The organism is Allobosea sp. FG18, assembly GCF_057809495.1.
The window spans coordinates 105828-127321 of the sequence record NZ_JBMDKB010000009.1 but is presented as its reverse complement, the minus strand read 5'-3'; the positions used below and the strand labels follow the sequence as shown (position 1 = coordinate 127321).

Genomic DNA, 21494 nt, shown 5'->3' with positions numbered 1-21494 from the left:
CCCGCGCTACAGCCGCCGCAGCGCGACCTGCTGGATGCGGTGGCTCGCGCCCTTGGTCAGGATCAGGCTCGCGCGCTGGCGGGTCGGCAGGATGTTTTCCTGCAGGTTCGGCAGGTTGATCCCGGTCCAGAGCTTCTCGGCGATGGCGAGCGCCTCTTCCTCGCCGATCTCGGCATATTTGCGGAAGAATGAGCGCGGATCGCGGAAGGCCGTCTGGCGCAGCGTCATGAAGCGGTTGACGTACCAGCGATGCAGATCGTTCTCGTCGGCATCGAGATAGACCGAGAAGTCGAAATAGTCGGAGACGAAGGGGATGGCCGTGCCGTCCCTTGGCATCCGGCTCGGCTGCAGGACGTTGAGACCTTCGAGGATCAGGATGTCCGGCCGTTCGACGGTCACGGTCTCGCCGGGCACCACGTCGTAGACGAGATGCGAATAGACCGGGGCCGTCACCTGCGGCTTGCCGGCCTTGACGTCGGAGAGGAAGCGCAGGATCGCCGCCCCATCGTAGCTTTCCGGAAAGCCCTTGCGCCCCATCAGGCCACGCCGTTCCAGCTCGGCATTGGGCAGGAGGAAGCCGTCGGTGGTGACGAGCTCGACCTTCGGCGTGTTCGGCCAGCGCGAGAGCAGAGCCTTGAGCACGCGCGCCGTGGTCGACTTGCCGACCGCGACCGAACCCGCGACCCCGATGACATAGGGCACCTTGACCTCGGACTCGGCCATCAGGAAGCGCTGCGTCGCCTTGAACAGCCCTTGCGTTGCCGCGACATAGAGCGAGAGCAGGCGCGACAGCGGTAGGTAGATCGCGACGATCTCGTCGAGCGAGATCGGATCGTTGAGCGATTGCAGCTTGGTGAGGTCGTCGACCGAGAGCGTCAGGGGCGCATCGGCGCGCAAGTGCGCCCACTCGTCCCGCGAGAAGGCACGGTAGGGCGAGACGAGGTCGCGTTCCGGTGGCGTTGTGATCAGGCGCTGGTCCATGACGCGACCCGCAATCCAGGCTTCGAGGTTCAAGGGTGGGTCATCCTGGCCGGTCCATCCTCACGCAACTCAACGGGGTCTGGCCGCCTTTTCCGCCAGTCCGGAGCGGGCGGTGCGGGCCTCAAGCTGGCTCAAGACGTCCTGCAATGCAATATCGCGCGCCCGAAGCACAACCAAAAGATGATAGAGCACGTCGGCGCTCTCGGCGATCAGCTCGGCCCGGTCGCCCTTCACGGCGGCGATCACGGCCTCGACAGCCTCCTCGCCGAACTTCTTGGCGGCCCGCTCCGGCCCGGCGGCCAGCAGCTTCGCCGTCCAGGATTCCTCGGGCGAGGCGGCGGCGCGCTCGGCGATGCGGGCTTCGAGATCGGAGAGGGTGAAGGTCATGCTGAACCTCTGTCATTCCGGGGCTTCGCGGAGCGAAGAACCCGGAACCCACGACCGGGTGATACAGCCGATGCCCAGTTGCGAGCGGCGAGCCCGGTCGTGGGTTCCGGGTTCGCGCCTGTGGCGCGCCCCGGAATGACAAGGGAAAGGAGCCCTGCCACGTCTCAGTCCAGCCTCATCCTGAGTCCAGCTTCCGCCATATGCGCCTTGGCCTGGCCGATCGTGTAGGTGCCGAAATGGAAGATCGAGGCGGCGAGCACGGCCGAGGCATGGCCTTGCGCGACGCCGGCAACGAGATCGTCGAGATCGCCGACACCGCCCGAGGCGATGACCGGAACGGAGACGGCATCGGCGATCGTCCGCGTCAGGCCGAGATCGTAGCCGACCTTGGTGCCGTCGCGGTCCATCGAGGTCACCAGCAATTCGCCCGCACCTAGCGAGACGACCTCGCGCGCGAAGGCGACCGCCTCGATGCCGGTGGCATTGCGACCGCCATGGGTGAAGATCTCCCAGCGGCCGGGCGTGACCTGCTTGGCGTCGATCGCGACGGTGATGCACTGCGCGCCGAATTTCTCGGCCGCTTCCCTGACGAACTGGCGGTTGGTAACGGCCGCGGTGTTGATAGAGACCTTGTCGGCCCCGGCGAGCAGCAGCGCCCGGATATCCTCGACCTTGCGCACGCCACCGCCGACGGTGAGCGGCATGAAGCAGGCCTCGGCCGTGCGCGTCACCACGTCGAACAGGATGCCGCGATCCTCATGGCTCGCCGTGATGTCGAGGAAACAGAGCTCGTCGGCGCCGGCAGCGTCATAGGCCTTGGCGGCCTCGACGGGATCGCCGGCATCGACGAGGTCGACGAACTTCACGCCCTTGACGACGCGGCCGTCCTTGACGTCGAGGCAGGGGATGATGCGGGTCTTGAGCGTCATGCCGCGGCTCCCGTGCCGGCCGCCGCGAGGCGCTTCAGCGCTGCGGCGGGGTCAATGCGCCCGTCATAGAGCGCGCGGCCCGTGATCGCGCCTTCGAGGATCGCGGCGTCGGGGGCGCAAAGGCGCTCGATATCGGCCATCGAGGCCAGGCCCCCCGAAGCGATCACCGGGATCGAGACGGCCTGCGCCAGCGCGATCGTGCCCTCCCAGTTGATACCCTGCAGCATGCCGTCGCGGGCGATGTCGGTGTAGATGATCGCGGCGACGCCGGCATCCTCGAAGCGCTTGCCGAGATCGGCTGCCGCCAGCGAGGAGGTCTCGGCCCAACCTTCCACGGCCACGAAGCCGTCGCGGGCATCGATGCCGACCGCGACCTGCCCCGGAAAAGCCTTCGCCGCCTCGCGCACGAAGCCGGGATCGCGCACCGCCGCCGTGCCGATGATGACGCGTCGGATGCCCTTCTCGAGCCAGCCGGCCACCGTATTCATGTCGCGGATGCCGCCGCCGAGCTGCACCGGAAACGCCACGCGCTTCAGGATCGCCTCGACCGCCGCCGCGTTCATCGGCTTGCCGGCGAAGGCACCGTCGAGATCGACGACATGCAGCCACTGGAACCCTTGGCCCTCGAAATCGGCGGCCTGCGCGGCGGGATCGTCGTTGAAGATGGTGGCCTGCGCCATGTCGCCCTGCTTGAGGCGGACGCAGCGGCCTTCCTTCAGGTCGATCGCGGGAAAGAGGATCATGGTGCCCAGCTCAGGAAATTCGTGATGAGCTTCAGCCCCAGCTTCTGGCTCTTCTCGGGGTGGAACTGCGTGCCGGCGACGTTGCCATGCGCGACCATCGCCGTCACCGGCCCGCCATGCTCGGTGAGCGCCAGCACGTCCTGCGGGCGCTGCGCCGCCAGCGCATAGGAATGCACGAAATAGGCGTGCAGCCCCTGCGGGCCGGTCTCGATGCCGTCGAGCAGCGGGTGCTCGTCCTGCTTGTGCAGGATGTTCCAGCCCATATGCGGGATCTTGAGGGCGTCGTCATTCGGCCTGATCAGCGTGACGTCGCCGGGAATCCAGCCGAGGCCCTGCGTGACCGTGTATTCCAGTCCGCGCGAGGCGAGCAGCTGCATGCCGACGCAGATGCCGAGGAAGGGGCGACCCTTGCCCCGCACGACCTCTTCCAGCGTCTCGACCATGCCCGGCACGGCATCGAGCCCGCGCCGGCAATCGGCGAAGGCGCCGACGCCCGGCAGCACGATGCGATCGGCCGCGCGCACGATGTCGGTGTCGCTGGTGACATGGATGGTCGAGGGGATGCCGGCCTCAAGCGCCGCCCGCTCGAAGGCTTTCGCGGCCGAGTGCAGGTTGCCCGAGCCGTAATCGATGATCGCGACGTTCTGGCTCATCGTCCCCGAGCCTCCGGAAACAGGCCGATGATCGGCAGCGGTCCGCTTGGCCGGGCCGCGACAGTCGCCGGCGCCGCTTCCACGCGCGGCGGCATGGATTCGCCGGCCAGCGCCCGCTCGAAATAGCGGCGCTCCGCCTCGGCCAGCGTGCGGGCCTCGACGACGTCGGACACGCGCCAGCCCTGGCGGGTGAGCTTGCGGATGACGAGGTTGTTGCCCTCGATGCCCAGGAACAGCGCGACCGCCCAGTAGATCAGCGAGAGCGCGCTGGCATGCAGGCCGAAGCGGCTGTTCAGCCAGATCAGCACGCCCCAGAACAGCACGAAGAGCAGCGTCGCCAGCCAGAGCCGCTTGCCGAGCAGCCAGAGGCCCGTGAGCAGGAAGGCTGCCGTGGCGAAGCTCTCGGGAATGAGGCACGCCTGTTCGATCTCCTCGCGCCGGTCGCCTTCCGGCGGCGGCGTCATGACGGTGTAGAATGCCATCGAGACCTCCTACAAAGCGCCCTTGGTCGAGGGGATGCGGTCGCCCTCGCGCGGATCGACGTCGAGCGCCTGCCGCAGCGCCCGCGCCAGCCCCTTGAAGCAGCTTTCGGCGATGTGGTGGGCGTTGTCGCCGTAGAGCGTTTCGACATGCAGCGTGATGCCGGCATTGATCGCGAAGGCCTGGAAGAACTCGCGCACGAGCTCGGTGTCGAAATTGCCGATCTTCTGCGCCTTGAACTCGGTGCGGAACACCAGGAACGGCCGGCCGGAGACATCAACGGCGACGCGAGTCAGGGTCTCGTCCATCGGCATGTGCACGTCGGCATAGCGGCGGATGCCCTTCTTGGTGCCGAGCGCTGCTTTAAGAGCCTCGCCCATGGCGATGCCGGCATCCTCGACGGAGTGGTGATCGTCGATATGCGTGTCGCCTTTCACCTTGACCGTAAGGTCGATCAGCGAATGGCGGGCGAAGAGATCGAGCATATGGTCGAAGAAGCCGACGCCGGTGGCGATCTCGGCCTTGCCGGTGCCGTCGATCAGGAGCGAGACCGCGATATCGGTCTCGTTGGTGCGGCGCTTCACTTCGCCCGAACGCATGCTGGCCTCTCAAGCCTTTAGCGGGAAACGGCCCCGCTTTAGCAGGGGTGGGCGGTGATGGCCACTGGCGCAATCGCCTTCCCAACCTGCGCGTCATCCCGGACAAGCCGCGAAGCGGCGGCGATCCGGGAGCCATGCCGGAACCTTTATTGGAAGCGCTCCGGCATGGATCCCGGGTCTACGCTTCGCTTCGCCCGGGATGACGGCGGAGGTTCTTGCGCGAAAAGCCTCAGACCTTCGCCAGCGCCTGCTCCAGGTCGGCGATCAGGTCGTCATGGTGCTCGAGCCCGATCGAGAGGCGGACGAGCCCGTCGCTGACGCCCATCGCGGCGCGCACTTCCGGCGTGAAGCGCTGATGCGTCGTCGTCGCGGGATGGACGATCAGGCTCTTGGCGTCGCCGAGATTGTTCGAGATGCGGATCAGCTTGCAGGCGTCGAGCAGGCGATAGGCGCCTTCCTTGCCGCCAGGGACCTCGAAGGCGATCATCGTCGAGGGGCCGCTCATCTGGCGCTTGATGATCTCGGCCTGCGGATGGTTCTTGTGGCCGGGGAAGATCACCTTGGTCGGCTTGCTCTGCGCCGCCAGCCAGTCGGCGACGGCCGTGGCGTTCTGTGCCTGCCTGGCGACGCGCAAAGGCAGCGTCTCCAGCGCTTTCAGCATCACCCAGGCGTTGAAGGGCGAGAGGATTGGGCCGGTCTGGCGCAGGTAGTTCTGGATATCGGCCTCGATCAGCTCCTTCGAGCCGAGGATCAGCCCGCCGAGGCAACGGCCCTGGCCGTCGATATGCTTGGTCGCGGAATAGACGACGATATCGGCGCCGAGCTCCAGCGGGCGCTGGTAGAGCGGCGTGGCGAAGACATTGTCGACGACGAGCTTGGCGCCGGCCTCCTTCGCCACCTTGGCGATCGCGGCGATGTCGAGCACTTCCAGCGTCGGGTTCGACGGCGATTCCAGGAAGAACAGCTTGGTGTTGGGGCGCACCGCCTTGCGCCAGGCGTCGAGATCGGTGCCCTCGACCAGCGTCGTCTCGACGCCGTAGCGCGGCAGATGGTCTTCGATGATGTAGCGACAGGAGCCGAAGAGTGCGCTCGCGGCGACGACATGGTCGCCCGCCCGTACCGGCGCCATCATCGCCGCGGTGACCGCCGCCATGCCGGTCGCGGTCGCGCGGCAGGTCTCGGCGCCCTCGAAGGAGGCCATGCGGGCTTCCAGCATCGCCGTCGTCGGATTGCCGAGCCGGCCGTACTGGAAGCCGGGATCGGTGTTCAGGAAGCGGCCTTCGGCCTGCGCGGCGTTGTCGTAGACATGGCCCTGCGTCAGATACAGGGCTTCCGAGGTCTCGCCGAACTGCGAACGCTGGATGCCGTCATGGACGAGGCGGGTCTCGGGATGCAGCTTGGCTGCGGCTTTGTCCGGTGACGGCATGGAACTCTCGATCCGTTCTTTATAACGGACAGGAGCAGTATCAGCTCCCAAGGAGTTCGTAAAGAAGAACGGAATTTCCTTTGCAAGGAACCTGAGCGGGAGGAAACGCCTCCCGTTCAACCCTATTGTTCGCCGGAACGTCCGAGCGGCCTCAGGAAGCCGGTGAGATCGGCCGTGACGTGGTGGACATGGCCGGCATCGATCGCGGACTGTTCCCAGGCCTCGCGGAAGGGATCGGGCGTCTGTGGGATGATCAGCACGGTCTTCATGCCGAGATCGCTCGGCACGATCAGGTTCTTCTCGATATCCTCGAACATCGCGGCGCGGCCGGGATCGACCGAATGCTTGGCGAGGAAATTCTCGTAGGTCGCGCGCTCGGGCTTCGGCAGGAAGCCGGCATGGACGATGTCGAAGATATCCTCGAATTGGTCGAGGATGCCGAGCTTGCCGGCGACGTTCTTGGCGTGGCCGACCGAGCCGTTGGTCAGGATCAGCTTGCGTCCGGGCAAAGCCGCGAGCGCCGCGCCGAGCGCGGGATTCGGTTCGAGCAGCGTCAGGTCGATATCATGGGCAAAGTCGAGGAACTGGTCCGGATCGATCCGGTGCTCCTCCATCAGCCCCTTCAGCGTCGTGCCGTAGCGGTGATAGTAATATTGCCGCAGCGCATGCGAGGACAGGCCGTCGAGCCCGAACAATTCCTGCAGGAACAGCGTGATGCGCTCGTTGACCTGCGGCCAGACACGGCTCTCATGCGAATAGAGGGTGTTGTCGAGATCGAAGATCCAGTGGTCGACATGCGCGAAGCCTTCCGCCGTCAGGGGCGGGGGCGCGGCAGGGGTGTCTGCGAGTGTTTTCATTGGACTCCGTGATGTGGCGAGCCGGAGTCTGCGCCGCAAGTCCTTGGCGGGAGCTTAATCGGGGCGGCTCTTTAAATCCTCCACACCGTCATCCCGGACAAGCCGCGGTAGCGGCGCCGATCCGGGATCCATGCCCGAACTGTTCCGGAATGGATCCCGGGTCTGCGCTTCGCTACGCCCGGGATGACCGCGTGAGAGGTTCCCTCAACGCCGGATGATCGTGCCGGCGCCGGTATCGGTGAAGAGCTCGATCAGCGCCGCATGCGGCACCTTGCCGTCGAGGATGACGACCGCCTCGACGCCCTTTTCCAGCGCGTAGATGCAGGTCTCGATCTTCGGGATCATGCCGCCCGAGATCGTGCCGTCGGCGATCAGGTGGCGGCACTCCTCGATCGTCAGCTCGGAGATGAGCTGCTTGTCCTTGTTCAGCACGCCCGGCACGTCGGTCAGCAGCAGCAGGCGCTTGGCGTTGAGCGCCCCGGCGATGGCGCCGGCGAAGGTGTCGGCGTTGACATTGTAGGTCTGGCCGTCGGCGGCGGCGCAGACCGGCGCCAGCACGGGGATCAGCTCGGCCTTCAGAACGGCGTCGAGCACGGTGGTGTTGACCGTCTCCGGCTCGCCGACGAAGCCGAGGTCGAGCACCTCCTCGATCTTGGAATCGGGGTCGACGATGGTGCGCGTCACCTTGCGGGCGGTGACCATGTTGCCGTCCTTGCCGCAGAGCCCGATGGCGCGCCCGCCCTCGCGGCTGATATAGCCGACGATCTCCTTGTTGACCGAGCCGGCCAGAACCATCTCGACGACCTCGACGGTGGCTTCGTCGGTGACGCGCAGGCCCTGCTTGAACTCGGACTGGATGCCGAGCTTCTTCAGCATCGCCGCGATCTGCGGGCCGCCGCCATGGCAGACCACCGGCTTCAGGCCGGACTGCTCGAGCAGCACGATATCTTCGGCGAAATCCTCGGCGGTGGCCGCGTCACCCATGGCGTTGCCGCCATACTTGATGACGATGATCTCCTGGTCGTAGCGCTGCATATGCGGCAGCGCCTGAACGAGCAGGTCGGCGGATTGCGACGGCGTCAGCTGAGGCAGGTCGGTCATTCGGGAGGCTCCGCGCATCCGCAGGAAAGGTGCGGCCGCGCTTCTACCCGAACTTGCGCGGCGGCGGAAGAACGCCGCGCGGCGGTCAGCTGCGCTTCGCGGTCACGGCGGCGACCGCAAGCCCGAGCCAGCCACCGAGCATGAACCAGCCGCCGGTCGGAGCCGCGCGCGGAAACAGCGCCGCCCCGCCAAAACCGCGCCGGGCGAGATCGGCCGCGAACAGGCACGCGCCGACGATGATCGCGGAGAGCGCGATTCGGGCCAGGAGATCATGCAGATGCCCGCCCTTGCGCGCCGCGGTGGCGCCGATGACGACGGAGGCATGGAACAGCAGCATCTGGCCGGCGGTCTGGACATGACCGGGATCGACGGCGACATGAGCCGCCGCCGCCAGCAGGGCGACGCCGGCGAAGCCCATCAGCGCGGCAAGGACCAGATGAAGGCGCGTCGCGGTCATTGGGGCTCAGCCGTGCTCGGCCAGCACGCGGCCGATCGCGGCGCGGAATTCCGGCATGCCGGCGCCCGTCTCGCTGGAGGTCAGCAGCACCTCGGGGAAAGCCGCCGGGCGGCGCTTGATCTCGTCGAACGTGGCCTCGGTCATGAATTTCTGGTCGGCCGGCTTCAGCGCGTCGCCCTTGGTCAGCACGACCTGGTAGGACACGGCGGCCTTGTCGAGCGTCTCCAGCACGGCACCGTCGACATCCTTGATGCCATGGCGGGCGTCGATCAGCACATAGACGCGCATCAGGTTGGCGCGGCCGCGCAGATAGTCGTGGATCAGCCGTGTCCAGGCCGCGACCTTCTCCTTGCCGACGGCGGCATAGCCGTAGCCGGGCATGTCGACGATGGTCGGCGCATGGGGCGAATAAACCGGAACCGGCTTTTCGCGGGAGCGCTTGCCGCCTTGAGATCCCGCCCCGACGGGCTCCTCGTGCGCGACCTGGCGGAAGAAGTTGAGTTGCTGCGTCCGGCCAGGGGTATGCGAGGTCCGCGCCAGCGCGTTGCGCCGCGTCAGCGCGTTGATCAGGCTCGACTTGCCGACATTGGAACGCCCGGCGAAGGCGATCTCCTGCCCGACCATTGGCGGCAGGTCGTCGATTGTGGTCGAGGCCCAGACGAAATCCCACGGCCCCTCGAAGAGCTTGCGGGCGGCCTCGATCTCCTCGGCGTCATAGGGTTTTGTCGTGGATGTGGTCATGGCTTCCGCTCTTTCGAAATCAGAAGCCCTCATCCTGAGGAGCCGCGCAAGCGGCGTCTCGAAGGATGCTCCAGCGCGCACTGGAACATCCTTCGAGACGCAGCCTGAAGGCTGCTCCTCAGGATGAGGGCTGAGGATGGGGCAAAGCTCTACACGGCTGCGCGCAGCGCGTCGATATTGGCGCCCTGAATCGCGTCGATATGGCGCGCGATCCTGTCGGCGTCCCAATCCCACCAGCGGATCGCCAGCAGTTCCGCGACGATCTCGGGCGGAAAGCGCATCTTCACGACGCGGCCGGGATTGCCGGCAACCACCGCATAGGCCGGCACGTCCTTCGTCACCTGTGCCCGCGTGCCGATGATCGCGCCGTCGCCGATCGTGACGCCCGGCATGATCACCGCCTCGCGCCCGATCCAGACATCGTTGCCGATCACCATGTCGCCGCGATTGTTCGGGCCGGGGCGCTTCAAATCCGAGGGATCGCCGAGGCCGAACATCTGAAACGGAAAGGTCGAGAAGCCGCCGATCGGGTGGTTGGCGCCGTTCATGATGAACTGCGCCGCCTGCGCGATCGCGACGAATTTCCCGATGATCAGGCGGTCGCCGATGAAGTCGAAATGATAGCGCACGCAGCGGGCGACGAAATGCTCCGGCCCGCGCGAGTCGTCGTAGTAGCTGTAGTCGCCGATCTCGATCAGCGGATGGTCGACCACCGCCTTCAGGAAGGCCGTGCCCTTCCAGCCGGGAATCGGATGGCGCGTGCTGGGATCGGGCAATGGCATCGGGGCGGAGGCCTTCAAAAGCGAAGGGCGGGAAACCCCGCCCTTCGATCACTCACTTCTTGTTGCTGTTGGCAGGGTTTGGCGCGCCGCCTGCGGCTGCCGGCTTCTTGCCGAACATGCCCTTGAGGTTGTCGAAGAGTTCGATCTTCACCCCATGCTTGCGCATGATGTAGCCCTGCTGGATCACCGAGAGCAGGTTGTTCCAGCTCCAGTAGATCACCAGGCCGGCCGGGAACGAGCCGAGCAGGAAGGTGAAGAACACCGGCATCCAGGTGAACATCATCTTCTGCACCGGGTCCGGCGGCTCCGGGTTCATCTTCATCTGGATGAACATCGTGACGCCCATGATGATCGGCCACAGGCCCAGATGCAGCATGGCCGGCGGGGTAAAGGGCAGCGCGCCGAACAGGTTGAACAGGTTGGTCGGGTCCGGCGCCGCGAGATCGTGGATCCAGCCGAAGAACGGCGCGTGCCGCATCTCGATGGTGATGAACAGGATCTTGTAGAGCGCGAAGAACACCGGGATCTGCAGCAGCACCGGCCAGCAGCCGGCGACCGGATTGATCTTCTGCGTCTTGTACAGCTCCATCAGCGCCTGCTGCTGCTTCATCTTGTCGTCGGCATGGCGCTCGCGGATCGCCGTCATTTCCGGCTGCAGCGCCTTCATCTTCGCCATCGAGGCGTAGGACTTGTTGGCCAGCGGGAAGAACAGGAACTTCAGGAGCACCGTGACCAGCAGGATCGCGACGCCGAAATTGCCGACATGCTTGTAGATCCAGTCGAGCACGAAGAAGAGCGGCTTGGTGATGAAATAGAACCAGCCCCAGTCGATCAGCAGCTCGAAGCGCTTGATGCCGAGGTTCTTCTCATAGCCGTCGATGGCCGCGACTTCCTTGGCGCCGGCGAAGAGCCGGGCGTTCGAGGAGGCCGTGGCGCCCGGCGCGACGGCGACGCCCTCGCCGAGGAAATCGGCCTGGTAGGTGTGGCCGGTGGCGGTCTGGACCGCGGAATAGCGGCCCTCGTACTTGCGCTGCTGGTCGGGGATGACCGCGGCGGCCCAGTACTTGTCGGTGATCCCCACGAAGCCGCCGACCGCGTCCTTCCAGGACTTGCCGGTCGTGCCCGGCGAGAGCAGCGGCTCCTTGTCGAGCTTGTCGTAGGTGTATTCCTGCAGACCCTGCTCGCCGAGATTGCCGACGAGGCCCTCGTGCAGCACGTAATAGCCGAGCGTAGTCGGCTTGCCCTGGCGAACGATCTGACCATAGGGGAACAGGGTGACGGCGGCGCCGCCCTTGTTCTCGACCTCGTCGCGGATCGTGAACATCGCGTTGTCGTCGACGCTGATGGCGCGCTTGAAGATCAGGCCCTGGCCGTTGTCCCAGCTCAGCGTCACCGGCTTGGCGGGAGTGAGCGTCTGATTGTCGGCGGTCCAGACCGTCGTCGCGTTCGGCAGCGCGACAGTCGTGCCGGGCGCCGCGACCCAGCCGAAATCGGAATAATAGGCGTTCGGCCCGCCGATCGGCGAGAGCAGGACGATGTTCGCGCTCTTCGGGTCGACGGTCTCGCGATAGGCCTTGAGCGAGACGTCGTCGATGCGCGCGCCGGTCAGCGAGAGCGAGCCGGCGATCTTGGGCGTATCGATCTTGACGCGGGCGCTCGCGGCCAACGCCTGCTCGCGGGTGCCGATCTGCTGCAGGGCAGCGGTGCCGGGCACAGCCGAGCCTGCGGGCTGGCCGGGCGTACCCGGCACCGGGGTGGAGCCGGAAGCGGCGGGCGCCTGCTGGCTCTGGGCCTGCTGCGCGGCCTGCTTCTGCTTTTCCATCTGCGGCACGCCGTAGAAGAACTGCCAGCCGAGCAGCACGACCACGGACATGACGATCGCCAGAAGCAGATTGCGGTTGTCTTCTTTCATCATGGTCGGAAACGGATCTCGCTTGGTCCGGCAGGGGCGGGCGCGGCAGGGTCAGGCTTGCGCCGGCGTGCTTCGCTTGGGATGCGGGCGGCGCCGATCAGCATGCGGCTTGTGAGGCTTTGCCCGGTCGATGGCAATCGAAAGATCGGCGACGAGCGCCTTAAATCGCGCGGTCAGCACGTCGGAGCGCGCGACGATCACGATGTCGCAGGGGCGCTCGGTCTGGCTGGCGAGTGCCTGCTTGGCCGCTTCGCGCAGGCGTCGGCGGATGCGGTTGCGCTTCACCGCGTTGCCGGTCTTGCGCGAGGCGGTGAGGCCGAGCCGCAAGCCAACGGGTTCGCCGCCCTTGCGGGCTTCGTCCGGCGCGGCGTCGCGCACCTGCGCCATGAAGGCGGACGAACGAAAACGGCGGCCGTGTTCGGCCGCCGCCAGGAATTCTTTGCGTTGCGTCAGACGGGCGAGGCGCATGGCGATTGGCCTGTCTTCCGGAACCGGCGCGCTATCGTGACGCGCCAGGGGTCGTCAGGCCGACAGGCGCTTGCGGCCGTGGGCGCGGCGAGCGGCGATGACCTTGCGGCCACCCTTGGTCGCCATGCGGGCGCGATAGCCGTGGCGGCGCTTGCGAACCAGCTTGCTGGGTTGATAGGTTCTCTTCACGGTCCGTCTCCGGGGCCTTTATGAGCACGACGGCCGCGGCTTTCCGGGGAAAGCATGGCCAACCGAGCCTGTCATGCGATAAGGGTCGGCGCTGCCTTTCGGCTGCGCAGGTCGCGGGCTTATGACGGATGGACGACACCAAGTCAACGCCAAACTGGCGGCTTCGCGCCTGAGTGCGACGAAGCTTCGCGGACTCCGCGATGCCGGCTTGCGATTCTCCGAGACATCCCCGATATAGCGGGCGGGAGGTTGGCGAGGGACGTCTCACTCGCCAACCGGGTCAGGTCCGGAAGGAAGCAGCCCTAACGAGACCGAACGGGTCTTCGTCCAGCCTCCCACCTCATGCGCCGATCAAAGCGCCGGACTGAAGCACGGAGCCGGCGCGGCGCCATTGACCCTCGCCTCCCGATTGGCGAAACCAGTCCGCATGACCGACCAGATCGACGCCGCCTCTGCTGACGAACCGGGATTCGCCGGGTTCGATCCGGTGCCTGCGCCGCAAGCCTCCGCGAATGGGGCGCCCGCGCCCTATCGCGTGCTCGCGCGAAAATACCGCCCGGCGCATTTCGGCGACCTGATCGGCCAGGAAGCGATGGTGCGCACGCTCACCAACGCCTTCGCGGCCGGCCGCATCCCGCAAGCCTGGATGCTGACCGGCGTCCGCGGCGTCGGAAAGACCACGACCGCCCGCATCCTGGCGCGCGCGCTCAATTTCCAGACGCCGGACGGCCAGGGCAGCCCGACCACGGACTTGCGCGATTTCGGCATCCATTGCCGCGAGATCATCGAGGGCCGCCATATCGACGTGATGGAGATCGACGCCGCCTCGAACAACAGCGTCGACAACATCCGCCAGATCAACGACGCCGTGCGCTATGCGCCCGTTTCCGCGCGCTACAAGGTCTATATCGTCGACGAGGTGCACATGCTCTCGACCGGCGCCTTCAACGCCTTCCTGAAGACGCTGGAGGAGCCGCCGCCGCATGCGAAGTTCATCTTCGCGACGACGGAAATCCGCAAGGTGCCGATCACGGTGCTGTCGCGCTGCCAGCGCTTCGACCTGCGCCGCGTCGAAGCCGATATGTTGGTCGACCATCTCGCCAATATCTGCCGGGCCGAGAGCGTCGATGCCGAGCAGGAGGCGCTCGCGGCGATCGCCCGCGCCGCCGAGGGGTCGGTGCGCGATTCTCTCTCGATCCTCGACCAGGCCATCGCGCATGCGGCCGGCCGCATCACGCTCGACGATATCCGCTCGATGCTCGGCCTCGCCGACAGGGCCCGCGTCATCGATCTCTTCGAAGCGGTGATGAAGGGCGATATCGCCGCGGCGCTCGGCGAATTGCGCGCGCAATACGATGCCGGCGCCGATCCGGTCGTGGTGCTGAACGACCTCGCCGAATTCACCCATCTCGTCACCCGCCTCAAGCTCGTGCCCGAGGCGGTGAAGGATAACAGCCTCGCCCAGGCCGAGCGTGTGCGCGGCGGCGATTTCGCCCAGCGCCTCTCGGTCCGCATCCTCGCCCGCACCTGGCAGATGCTGCTCAAGGGCATTGCCGAGGTGAAGCAGGCCGACCGGCCGGTGATGGCGGCCGAGATGGTTCTGGTTCGTCTTGCCCATGCGGCCGATCTGCCGACGCCGGACGAGGCGTTGAAGATGCTGCGCGACGGCATGGGCTCCGTCCCGGCCGGCAACGGCGGTGGCGGCAACGGGATGGGGATGTCGCGCCCGCCTTCCGGTGGCGGCAACACTGCGCTCGCCGCCCGCCCGATCCTCGCCAGTGCCAATCCCGCGCCCACCCCGGTCGCGCGCGCCGTCGCTGCGCCGATGGCAATCGTCGCCACGCTGGAGGATGTCGTCGCGCTCGCTTCGCAGCATCGCGATATCACCCTGAAGATCGCGCTGGAGCGCGATATCCGGCCCGTGCGCTTCGAGCCCGGCCGCATCGAGTTCTCGCTGGCCGAAGGCGCCTCGCGGACGCTGGCGCAGGACCTCTCCCGCCGCCTCAAGGAATGGACCGGCCAGACCTGGATGGTTGCCGTCGTCAATGACGAGGGCGGCGCCACCATGCGCGAGCAGGCCGCGGCGGCAAAAGACCAGCGCGAGAGCGATGCGGCGGCTCACCCTTCCGTCAAGGCGGTGCTGGAGCGCTTCCCCGGCGCGCGCATCGTCGATGTCCGCGATCCCCGCGCCATCGCCGCGGCCGAAATGGCGGCGTCCGCGCCGACCGAAGACGAATACCTGCCCGATGCCGAGCCCCTGTTCGACGATTCCGAACCGGATTTCGACGGCATCGATTTCTGACGATTTCGAGGAGGATTTCCGATGCGTGACATGATGGGCCTGATGAAGCAGGCGCAGCAGATGCAGCAGAAAATGGCCGACATGCAGGCCGAGCTCGACGCGATCGAGGTCGAGGGCGGGGCCGGCGGCGGCATGGTCACGGTGACGATGACGGCCAAGGGGGCGCTCAAGGGCGTGAAGATCGACCCGAGCCTGATGGTGCCGGACGAGCGCGAGATCCTCGAGGACCTGATCGTCGCCGCCGCCAACGATGCCCGCACCCGCGGCGAGCGCGTCATGCAGGAGCGCATGGCCGAGATCACCAAGGGCCTGCCGATCCCGCCGGGCATGAAGCTGTTTTGATTGCGATAGGCGCCGCCCGTTGTCATTCCGGGGCTTCGCGAAGCGAAGAGCCCGGAACCCACGACTGGGCGGGCCCGATCGTTACGACGCACCCTGCCGGGCTCACCCGGTCGTGGATTCCGGGTTCGGCCTGCGGCCGCCCCGGAATGACAAGGTAGGACCATGTCCCGCGCCATTGCCGGTCCCGAGATCGAAAGGCTGATCCAGCTCCTGGCCAAGCTGCCGGGGCTCGGGCCGCGCTCGGCCCGGCGTGCCGCCTTGCATCTCGTCAAGAAGCGCGAGCAATTGCTAGGCCCGCTCTCCGAGGCGATGGCGGTGGCGCGCGAGCGCATCGTCGTCTGCTCCCGTTGCGGCAATGTCGATACCAGCGACCCCTGCGGCCTCTGTACCGATCCGCGCCGCGATGACAGCCTGATCGTCGTCGTCGCCGATATCTCCGATCTCTGGGCGCTGGAGCGTTCGGGCGCGGTTTCCGGCCGCTATCACGTCCTTGGCGGCGTGCTTTCGGCTCTCGACGGCGTCCGGCCGGAGCATCTCTCGCTCGACGCGCTGGTGGCGCGCGCTTCCGAACCGGCGGTGAAGGAGGTCATCCTCGCGCTCAGCGCCACGGTCGACGGCCAGACCACGGCGCATTTCATCACCGATCTCCTGGCGCATCTGCCGGTGAAGGTGACCAAGCTCGCCCATGGTGTGCCGGTCGGAGGCGAGCTCGACTATCTCGACGACGGCACGCTTGCCGCCGCGATCCGCCAGCGCACGGGATTCTGAAGGCGCCTCAGAATTTGTAGGCGACGCTGGCGCGGGCGCTGTGGCTGGACAGTTCCTGCGAGCCGCTGAGGCTCGGGAAGGCGCCGGAGCTGGCGAAACGGTTCCGCCCGAAATCGGTGTAGCGGTATTCGGCGCCGAGGATCAGGTTGTCGGTGAAGGCGAAATTGACGCCGGCGCCGACGTTCCAGCCGGTCCGCGCGCTCGTCAGCCGCTCGCCGAAGCCGCCGCCGGGCGTGAAGACGCGCCGTTCGTATTCCGTGAAGGCGACGCCGCCGGTGCCGTAGATCATCCAACGGTCGAAGGCGAGGCCGAGGCGGGCGCGGGCCGAGCCCTGCCAATCCTGGCTGACGCGGGCGGAGAGGCCCACCCCGTCGAAGCGGCTGCGGCTGTTCAGCGCTTCGACATCGCCCTCGATGCCGACCACGATGCCGCCGAGCTGATAGTTGAAGCCGGCATGGGCGCCGCCGAAGGCGCTATCTTCGCCAACGCGGAAGCTGACGGGTGCGAAGGCGCCGCCGGCCGAGCCGATCCGCACCCGGCTGTCGCCCCAGGCATAGCCGCCCTGGAGACCGGCATAGAAGCCGGTCCAGGAATACAACGCCGGCAGTTCCGGAGCCGGCGGCAAGGCGACCTTGCGCAGGTCGGCCGCATAGGCCGCGCCCGACAGCAGGATTGCGAGGCCCGTCAGGCCGGTTCTGAACAGCTTCGTCATCGGGCGTATCCGGAGGAACAGACAAGCGCCTGCCGCTCGCGGCTGCGCCCCGTCATAACGAAGCATTAAGGTTAACAATCGGCTAAGCCGCTCTGGCAGCGGCCCCCGGCCGGAACGATTGCGAATGCAGCCCGTTGCTCGCAAGCTGTGGCGGAAACGGCAGGCGGAGCGCGAAACCCGAGATGGCTTTCCTCAAACGGATCACGGGCGCTGCCGGGATCGGGGTTGCGCTCGGCTATCTGTCGGGAGTGGTGGCGGACAAGCTCGGGCGGCGCAAGGCGGAGGCCGTGCGCGGCCGGCTGGCGAAGACGCCGCTGCAGATGACATGGCTCGGCTGGAAGGACGTGCTGCTGCGCTTCATCGGCAATGTCGCCGAGAATCGCCTGTCCTCGCTTGCCGGCGCGGTCGCCTTCTTCACGCTGCTCTCGCTCGTGCCGGCCCTGTCCCTGCTGGTCACGATCTACCGTTACTTCACCGACCCCGCGACCATCGCCGAACAGCTCGACACGGTGACGACCATGTTCCCGCAAGCTGCGCGGGAGCTCATCCACGAGCAGGCGATGCGGCTCTCGACCCAGTCCGGCTTCAATCTGTCGCTGACCTTCTGGATCAGCCTGGGCGTCGCGACATGGTCGGCCAATGCGGCGGTGAAGGCGCTCTTCGATGCGCTCAACATCATCTATCGCGAGGGCGAGAAGCGCAGCTTCCTCAAGCTCAACGCGATCTCGCTGTTCACCACGGTCAGCGGCGTCGTCCTGCTTGCCGCCGCCCTCGTTGCCATCGCCAGCCTGCCGGTGGTGACCGCGCTCTTTCCCTTCCATTCCGAACTCGAACGCCTGATCCGGCTCGTCCGCTGGCCGTCCTTCTTCGTCATGGCGACGCTCTCGATCGCGGTGCTCTACTGGATCGGCCCGAGCCGGGAGCGCGTGCGCTTCATCTGGGTCATGCCCGGCGCCATCGCCGCGGCCCTGTTCTGGGGCGCGGCCTCCTATGCCTTCTCCTGGTATGTCTCGACGCTCGGCAATTACACGGCCGCCTATGGCTCGCTTGCGACCGTCGTGGTGTTCATGACCTGGCTCTGGCTCTCGGCGACGATCGTGCTGGCCGGCGCCGAACTCAATGCCGAGTTGGAGCACCAGACGGCGCATGACACCACCACCGGCCGGCCGAAGCCGCTCGGCCAGCGCGGTGCTACCATGGCGGACAGGGTCGGCCCGCCCAGGGCGGGATAAGCGCGGCGCGACCTATCATTGCAACCATGCAATCGCAGCCTTGCTGCCCGGGTGGGCGACAAGGCGTGCTGGAAGCGCCATTTTGGGAATGCGGCCGGCGGGGCCGCCGCGAAAGGAATTCCCATGGTCGCAACGATCGAACGGGCGGCTCCGGCCGCCACACTCGAAGCCCACCAGGCGCCCGTCTTCATTGGCGCGGTGACGCTGCGGGCGCATGATCTTCAGGCACTGACCGCCTATTATCGCGATGTGATCGGCCTTGGCCTGATCCGGCAGGATGCCGGGAGCGCGGAGCTCGGCGTCGGCGGTCAGGTGCTTGTTCGGCTGGTGGCGGGCGCCGCTCGGCCGACCTCGACCGCCGGCCTGTTTCATCTGGCCATCCTGCTGCCGTCGCGGCGCGACCTCGCCAATTGGCTGAGGCATGCCGCCGTGACGCGCATCCCGCTCGAAGGCGCCTCCGACCATCTCGTCAGCGAGGCGCTCTATCTCTCCGATCCCGAAGGCAACGGCATCGAGATCTATCGCGACCGCAAGCGCGAGGAATGGCCGCGTAAGCCCGATGGCGGCATCGCCATGGCGACCGAGCGGCTCGATCTCGACAAGCTTCTGAGCGAAGCCGACGACGCAGCTTACGCTGGCATGCCCGAGGGTACGGGGATGGGCCATATCCATCTGCGCGTCGGCGATACACCTGCCGCGGAAGCCTTCTATCGCGACCTGCTCGGCTTCGATCTGATGGTGCATTATCCCGGCGCGAGCTTCCTCGCCAGCGGCGGCTATCACCACCATATCGCCGGCAATATCTGGGGCAGCCGCGGCGCCGGCCCGCGTCAGCCGGGCGAAGCGGGGCTCGACTGCTTCGAGCTGGTCGCGCGCGACGCAGCGGATTTCGCGGCAATGCGCCAGCGCATCCTGGCGGCCGGCGGCAAGGAGGCTGACGGCGTGCCGAGCGTCACCGACCCCTGGAACAACCGGTTGGTTCTGGTGCGCTGAGAGGGGCTCAGCGCGTCAGCAGATGCGAGCGGCGTGGTCCGCCCGTGTCGGGCGTGAAGCCGTTCGCTTCCCAGAAGGCGCATGCGCGCGGATCGGCCGCGCGCAGCGACAAGCGCGGCGCGAGATCGAGCCCCTGCTGGATCAAGGCGGCGGCCAGCACGCGGCCGATACCGGACCCGCGACGCAGCGGCCGGACATAGACATGCCGGACGCGCAGCAGATCGGGCGCGGGATCGTAAGGGTCGGGCGTCAGCGCGCCGATGCCGGCGAGTTCGCCCTCATGGAAGGCGGCGAAAGTGACGAAACGCTCGTCCTCGCCGCCATAATGGCCGGCCAGCCATTCCTCGCGCAGTCCCTCGACGAAGCGATAGCTTTCCGCGCTCGCTTCCTGGCGCAAGGCCTCGAAATCGTCCGGCAGGCTGTCCGCCAGCCGGACGATCTGGACGGCCGCTGCGGTCACAGACCCTCGAACAGGGCGCTGGAGATGTAGCGCTCGGCGAAGGAGGGGATGATCACCACGATGGTCTTGCCGGCATTTTCCGGCCGGGCGCCGACTTCGAGAGCCGCCGCGACGGCAGCACCCGACGAGATGCCGGCCGGAATGCCCTCGCTCCTGGCGAGCGCGCGGGCCGTCTCGAACGCCGTCTGGTTGCCGACGGTGACGACCTCGTCGATGACGCCGCGATCGAGGATGCCCGGCACGAAGCCGGCACCGATGCCCTGGATCTTGTGCGGGCCGGCCTGGCCGCCGGACAGGACGGGAGAATCCTCCGGCTCGACCGCGATCATCTTCACGCTCGCCTTGCGCGCCTTCAGCACCTGGCCGACGCCGGTGATGGTGCCGCCGGTGCCGACGCCGGAGATGACGATATCGACCGCGCCATTGGTGTCGTTCCAGATCTCCTCCGCCGTGGTCTTGCGGTGGATCTCGGGATTATGCGGGTTCTCGAACTGCTGCGGGATGATCGAGCCCGCTATCTCGGCCTTGAGCTCCTCGGCCTTGGCGACGGCGCCGCGCATGCCGCCGGGGCCGGGCGTCAGCACCAACTCGGCACCGAGCAGGGCGAGCATCTTGCGCCGCTCCAGCGACATCGTCTCCGGCATCACCAGGATCAGGCGGTAGCCGCGCGCGGCCGCGACGAAGGCGAGCGCGATGCCGGTATTGCCCGAGGTCGGCTCGATCAGCGTGCCGCCGGGCTTGAGTGCGCCGGAGGCTTCCAGCGCATCGATCATGTTGACGCCGATCCGGTCCTTGACGCTCGAGATCGGGTTGAAGAACTCGAGCTTGGCGAGGATCGTCGCCTTGACGCCCCGCTCGGCCGGCAGGCGGTTGAGCTTGACCAGCGGCGTGTCGCCGATCGTGTCGGTGATCGAGTTGTAGATGCGTCCGCGTCCGGGCGCCTTCGTCGTCTTCTGTGCTTCGGCCATGACATGACTCCTCTGGACGAGAGACCGTTCAACCGTGACGCTAGATCAATTCACAGAAACTGTCGATAAAAAGAAATAAATAACATCCTTAGATTGTAAAATCTGCTTTCGCATCGGGCCCGCCGAAGACGGCCTTCGCCTGCGCCCTCTGGCACAATTCCTCGACCGTGACCGTATCGAGCGCGGCGAGGAACGCGGCCGAGGCCTGCGCGACCTCCGGTCCGACGACCTCGTCGACGAGGCGCGACTGCGGCTCCGGCCCGAGCCCGTCCTCGATGGCTTCCTGCATCGCGGCCCGGGCGATGTCGCCGGCCGTGATCTTGCGCCGCTCGCGGGCAAGCTCGTAGCCGCCGCGCGGGCCGCGCACGCCCTTGAGGATGCCGACGCGCACCAGCGTCTGCAGCAGGGTTTCGAGATGGCGCGGCGGCAGCGCATGGCGCGCGGCGAGCAGCTTGGCCGCGACCGGCGAGGGGCGGGCATGCAAGGCGATATCGACCACGGCGGCGATGGCGAGCAGGCTGCGGCGCGAGAGCAGGATCATGACCTGTCTCCAGCGCGTTTGCCGCCGCTGACGCCCGTCGAGCCGTAGCCGCCGGCGCCGCGCGCCGTCTCATCGAGCGCTGCGACCTCCGTGAGGCGGACATGGCTGACCGGAGCGATGACGAGCTGGGCGATGCGGTCGCCGCGCGTGACCGTGAAGGTCTCGCTGCCATGGTTGATCAGCACGACCGAGACCTCGCCGCGATAATCGCTGTCGACAGTGCCGGGCGCATTGAGGACGGTGACGCCGTGGCGAAGCGCCAGCCCCGAGCGCGGGCGCACCTGCCCTTCGAAGCCCGCGGGCAGTTGCATCGCGAGCCCGGTCGGGACGAGCGCGCGTTCGCCAGGGACGAGCGAGAGGCTTCCGGAAATGGCGGCACGCAGGTCGAGCCCGGCCGCACCTTCCGTCTCGTAGGCCGGCAAGGGCAGGTCGGCGCCATGCGGCAGGCGCTGCAACAGGACCGTGACCATC

General features: G+C 67.1%; 26 protein-coding genes and 1 other RNA gene. 6 read left to right on the top strand and 21 right to left on the bottom strand.

Annotated features, from left to right (window positions below; all coding sequences use genetic code 11):
• Nucleotides 1–6: 6 nt before the first annotated feature.
• From coaA to rpmH, 16 genes are all read right to left on the bottom strand, one after another.
• Nucleotides 7–981 carry a type I pantothenate kinase gene (coaA, locus tag ACODTJ_RS12330; protein ID WP_454658905.1) on the bottom strand — a complete coding sequence of 325 codons (975 nt, stop codon included), beginning with the start codon at nucleotides 979–981 and terminating at the stop codon, nucleotides 7–9.
• Between the two features lie 69 nt (nucleotides 982–1050).
• Entirely contained in the window at nucleotides 1051–1368 is a 318-nt protein-coding gene (locus ACODTJ_RS12325) for a phosphoribosyl-ATP diphosphatase (protein WP_454654274.1), read from the bottom strand.
• A gap of 164 nt (nucleotides 1369–1532) precedes the next feature.
• Nucleotides 1533–2297 (bottom strand): imidazole glycerol phosphate synthase subunit HisF, encoded by a 765-nt coding sequence (gene hisF, locus ACODTJ_RS12320; RefSeq protein ID WP_454654272.1) that lies wholly within the window; start codon nucleotides 2295–2297, stop codon nucleotides 1533–1535.
• Complete coding sequence (gene hisA / locus ACODTJ_RS12315) at nucleotides 2294–3040, bottom strand: 1-(5-phosphoribosyl)-5-[(5-phosphoribosylamino)methylideneamino]imidazole-4-carboxamide isomerase (protein WP_454654270.1); 747 nt, start codon at nucleotides 3038–3040, stop codon at nucleotides 2294–2296. The genes hisF and hisA overlap by 4 nt, the downstream gene beginning before the upstream one ends.
• Nucleotides 3037–3693, bottom strand: a complete 657-nt coding sequence (hisH, locus tag ACODTJ_RS12310) for an imidazole glycerol phosphate synthase subunit HisH (protein ID WP_454654268.1) — start codon at nucleotides 3691–3693, stop codon at nucleotides 3037–3039. Before hisH ends, hisA begins: the two co-directional genes overlap by 4 nt.
• Complete coding sequence (locus ACODTJ_RS12305; protein WP_454654267.1) at nucleotides 3690–4175, bottom strand: DUF2628 domain-containing protein; 486 nt, start codon at nucleotides 4173–4175, stop codon at nucleotides 3690–3692. The genes hisH and ACODTJ_RS12305 overlap by 4 nt, the downstream gene beginning before the upstream one ends.
• Nucleotides 4176–4184: 9 nt before the next feature.
• Nucleotides 4185–4772 (bottom strand): imidazoleglycerol-phosphate dehydratase HisB, encoded by a 588-nt coding sequence (gene hisB / locus ACODTJ_RS12300; RefSeq protein WP_454654266.1) that lies wholly within the window; start codon nucleotides 4770–4772, stop codon nucleotides 4185–4187.
• Between the two features lie 229 nt (nucleotides 4773–5001).
• Nucleotides 5002–6198, bottom strand: a complete 1197-nt coding sequence (gene metZ, locus ACODTJ_RS12295) for an O-succinylhomoserine sulfhydrylase (RefSeq protein ID WP_454654265.1) — start codon at nucleotides 6196–6198, stop codon at nucleotides 5002–5004.
• Nucleotides 6199–6320: 122 nt separating this feature from the next.
• Nucleotides 6321–7055, bottom strand: coding sequence for a pyrimidine 5'-nucleotidase (locus ACODTJ_RS12290; RefSeq protein ID WP_454654264.1), 735 nt, complete (start codon nucleotides 7053–7055; stop codon nucleotides 6321–6323).
• Nucleotides 7056–7259: 204 nt separating this feature from the next.
• Nucleotides 7260–8156 (bottom strand): acetylglutamate kinase, encoded by an 897-nt coding sequence (argB, locus tag ACODTJ_RS12285; protein WP_454654262.1) that lies wholly within the window; start codon nucleotides 8154–8156, stop codon nucleotides 7260–7262.
• An 85-nt stretch (nucleotides 8157–8241) separates the two neighbouring features.
• Entirely contained in the window at nucleotides 8242–8613 is a 372-nt protein-coding gene (locus ACODTJ_RS12280; protein ID WP_454654260.1) for a DUF423 domain-containing protein, read from the bottom strand.
• A 6-nt stretch (nucleotides 8614–8619) separates the two neighbouring features.
• A complete protein-coding gene (locus tag ACODTJ_RS12275; RefSeq protein ID WP_454654259.1) occupies nucleotides 8620–9354 on the bottom strand; it encodes a GTP-binding protein in 735 nt (244 codons plus the stop codon).
• A 149-nt stretch (nucleotides 9355–9503) separates the two neighbouring features.
• A complete protein-coding gene (locus ACODTJ_RS12270) occupies nucleotides 9504–10136 on the bottom strand; it encodes a CatB-related O-acetyltransferase (protein WP_454654257.1) in 633 nt (210 codons plus the stop codon).
• A 52-nt stretch (nucleotides 10137–10188) separates the two neighbouring features.
• Complete coding sequence (gene yidC / locus ACODTJ_RS12265) at nucleotides 10189–12048, bottom strand: membrane protein insertase YidC (RefSeq protein WP_454658904.1); 1860 nt, start codon at nucleotides 12046–12048, stop codon at nucleotides 10189–10191.
• A gap of 51 nt (nucleotides 12049–12099) precedes the next feature.
• Entirely contained in the window at nucleotides 12100–12516 is a 417-nt protein-coding gene (gene rnpA, locus ACODTJ_RS12260; RefSeq protein WP_454654256.1) for a ribonuclease P protein component, read from the bottom strand.
• A 54-nt stretch (nucleotides 12517–12570) separates the two neighbouring features.
• Entirely contained in the window at nucleotides 12571–12705 is a 135-nt protein-coding gene (rpmH, locus tag ACODTJ_RS12255; protein WP_038364779.1) for a 50S ribosomal protein L34, read from the bottom strand.
• A 243-nt stretch (nucleotides 12706–12948) separates the two neighbouring features.
• Here rpmH and ffs point away from each other — a divergent pair.
• The 4 genes from ffs to recR all read left to right on the top strand — a co-directional run bounded on the left by ffs (nucleotide 12949) and on the right by recR (nucleotide 16117).
• Nucleotides 12949–13045, top strand: an RNA gene (ffs, locus tag ACODTJ_RS12250) — signal recognition particle sRNA small type.
• Nucleotides 13046–13132: 87 nt separating this feature from the next.
• Nucleotides 13133–15007, top strand: a complete 1875-nt coding sequence (locus tag ACODTJ_RS12245; protein WP_488848933.1) for a DNA polymerase III subunit gamma/tau — start codon at nucleotides 13133–13135, stop codon at nucleotides 15005–15007.
• Between the two features lie 21 nt (nucleotides 15008–15028).
• On the top strand, nucleotides 15029–15349 hold the full coding sequence (locus ACODTJ_RS12240) for a YbaB/EbfC family nucleoid-associated protein (RefSeq protein WP_454654255.1): 321 nt from the start codon (nucleotides 15029–15031) through the stop codon (nucleotides 15347–15349).
• Between the two features lie 162 nt (nucleotides 15350–15511).
• Nucleotides 15512–16117, top strand: a complete 606-nt coding sequence (recR, locus tag ACODTJ_RS12235; RefSeq protein WP_454654253.1) for a recombination mediator RecR — start codon at nucleotides 15512–15514, stop codon at nucleotides 16115–16117.
• Between the two features lie 7 nt (nucleotides 16118–16124).
• Here recR and ACODTJ_RS12230 read toward each other — a convergent pair whose 3' ends face one another.
• Nucleotides 16125–16829 (bottom strand): outer membrane protein, encoded by a 705-nt coding sequence (locus ACODTJ_RS12230; protein ID WP_454654252.1) that lies wholly within the window; start codon nucleotides 16827–16829, stop codon nucleotides 16125–16127.
• A gap of 182 nt (nucleotides 16830–17011) precedes the next feature.
• Here ACODTJ_RS12230 and ACODTJ_RS12225 point away from each other — a divergent pair, with 182 nt between their 5' ends.
• Both ACODTJ_RS12225 and ACODTJ_RS12220 read left to right on the top strand, forming a co-directional pair.
• Nucleotides 17012–18061, top strand: coding sequence for a YihY/virulence factor BrkB family protein (locus ACODTJ_RS12225; protein ID WP_454654251.1), 1050 nt, complete (start codon nucleotides 17012–17014; stop codon nucleotides 18059–18061).
• Nucleotides 18062–18184: 123 nt separating this feature from the next.
• Entirely contained in the window at nucleotides 18185–19054 is an 870-nt protein-coding gene (locus ACODTJ_RS12220) for a VOC family protein (protein ID WP_454654249.1), read from the top strand.
• A 7-nt stretch (nucleotides 19055–19061) separates the two neighbouring features.
• On the opposite strand, the gene ACODTJ_RS12215 is transcribed toward ACODTJ_RS12220, so the two are convergent.
• The 4 genes from ACODTJ_RS12215 to dut form a co-directional block, all read right to left on the bottom strand.
• Nucleotides 19062–19514, bottom strand: coding sequence for a GNAT family N-acetyltransferase (locus ACODTJ_RS12215; RefSeq protein ID WP_454654247.1), 453 nt, complete (start codon nucleotides 19512–19514; stop codon nucleotides 19062–19064).
• Complete coding sequence (gene cysK, locus ACODTJ_RS12210) at nucleotides 19511–20482, bottom strand: cysteine synthase A (protein WP_454654246.1); 972 nt, start codon at nucleotides 20480–20482, stop codon at nucleotides 19511–19513. Before cysK ends, ACODTJ_RS12215 begins: the two co-directional genes overlap by 4 nt.
• 88 nt (nucleotides 20483–20570) lie before the next feature.
• A complete protein-coding gene (locus tag ACODTJ_RS12205) occupies nucleotides 20571–21023 on the bottom strand; it encodes an RrF2 family transcriptional regulator (protein WP_454654244.1) in 453 nt (150 codons plus the stop codon).
• Nucleotides 21020–21493, bottom strand: coding sequence for a dUTP diphosphatase (dut, locus tag ACODTJ_RS12200; protein ID WP_454654243.1), 474 nt, complete (start codon nucleotides 21491–21493; stop codon nucleotides 21020–21022). The genes ACODTJ_RS12205 and dut overlap by 4 nt, the downstream gene beginning before the upstream one ends.
• Nucleotide 21494: the final 1 nt, after the last annotated feature.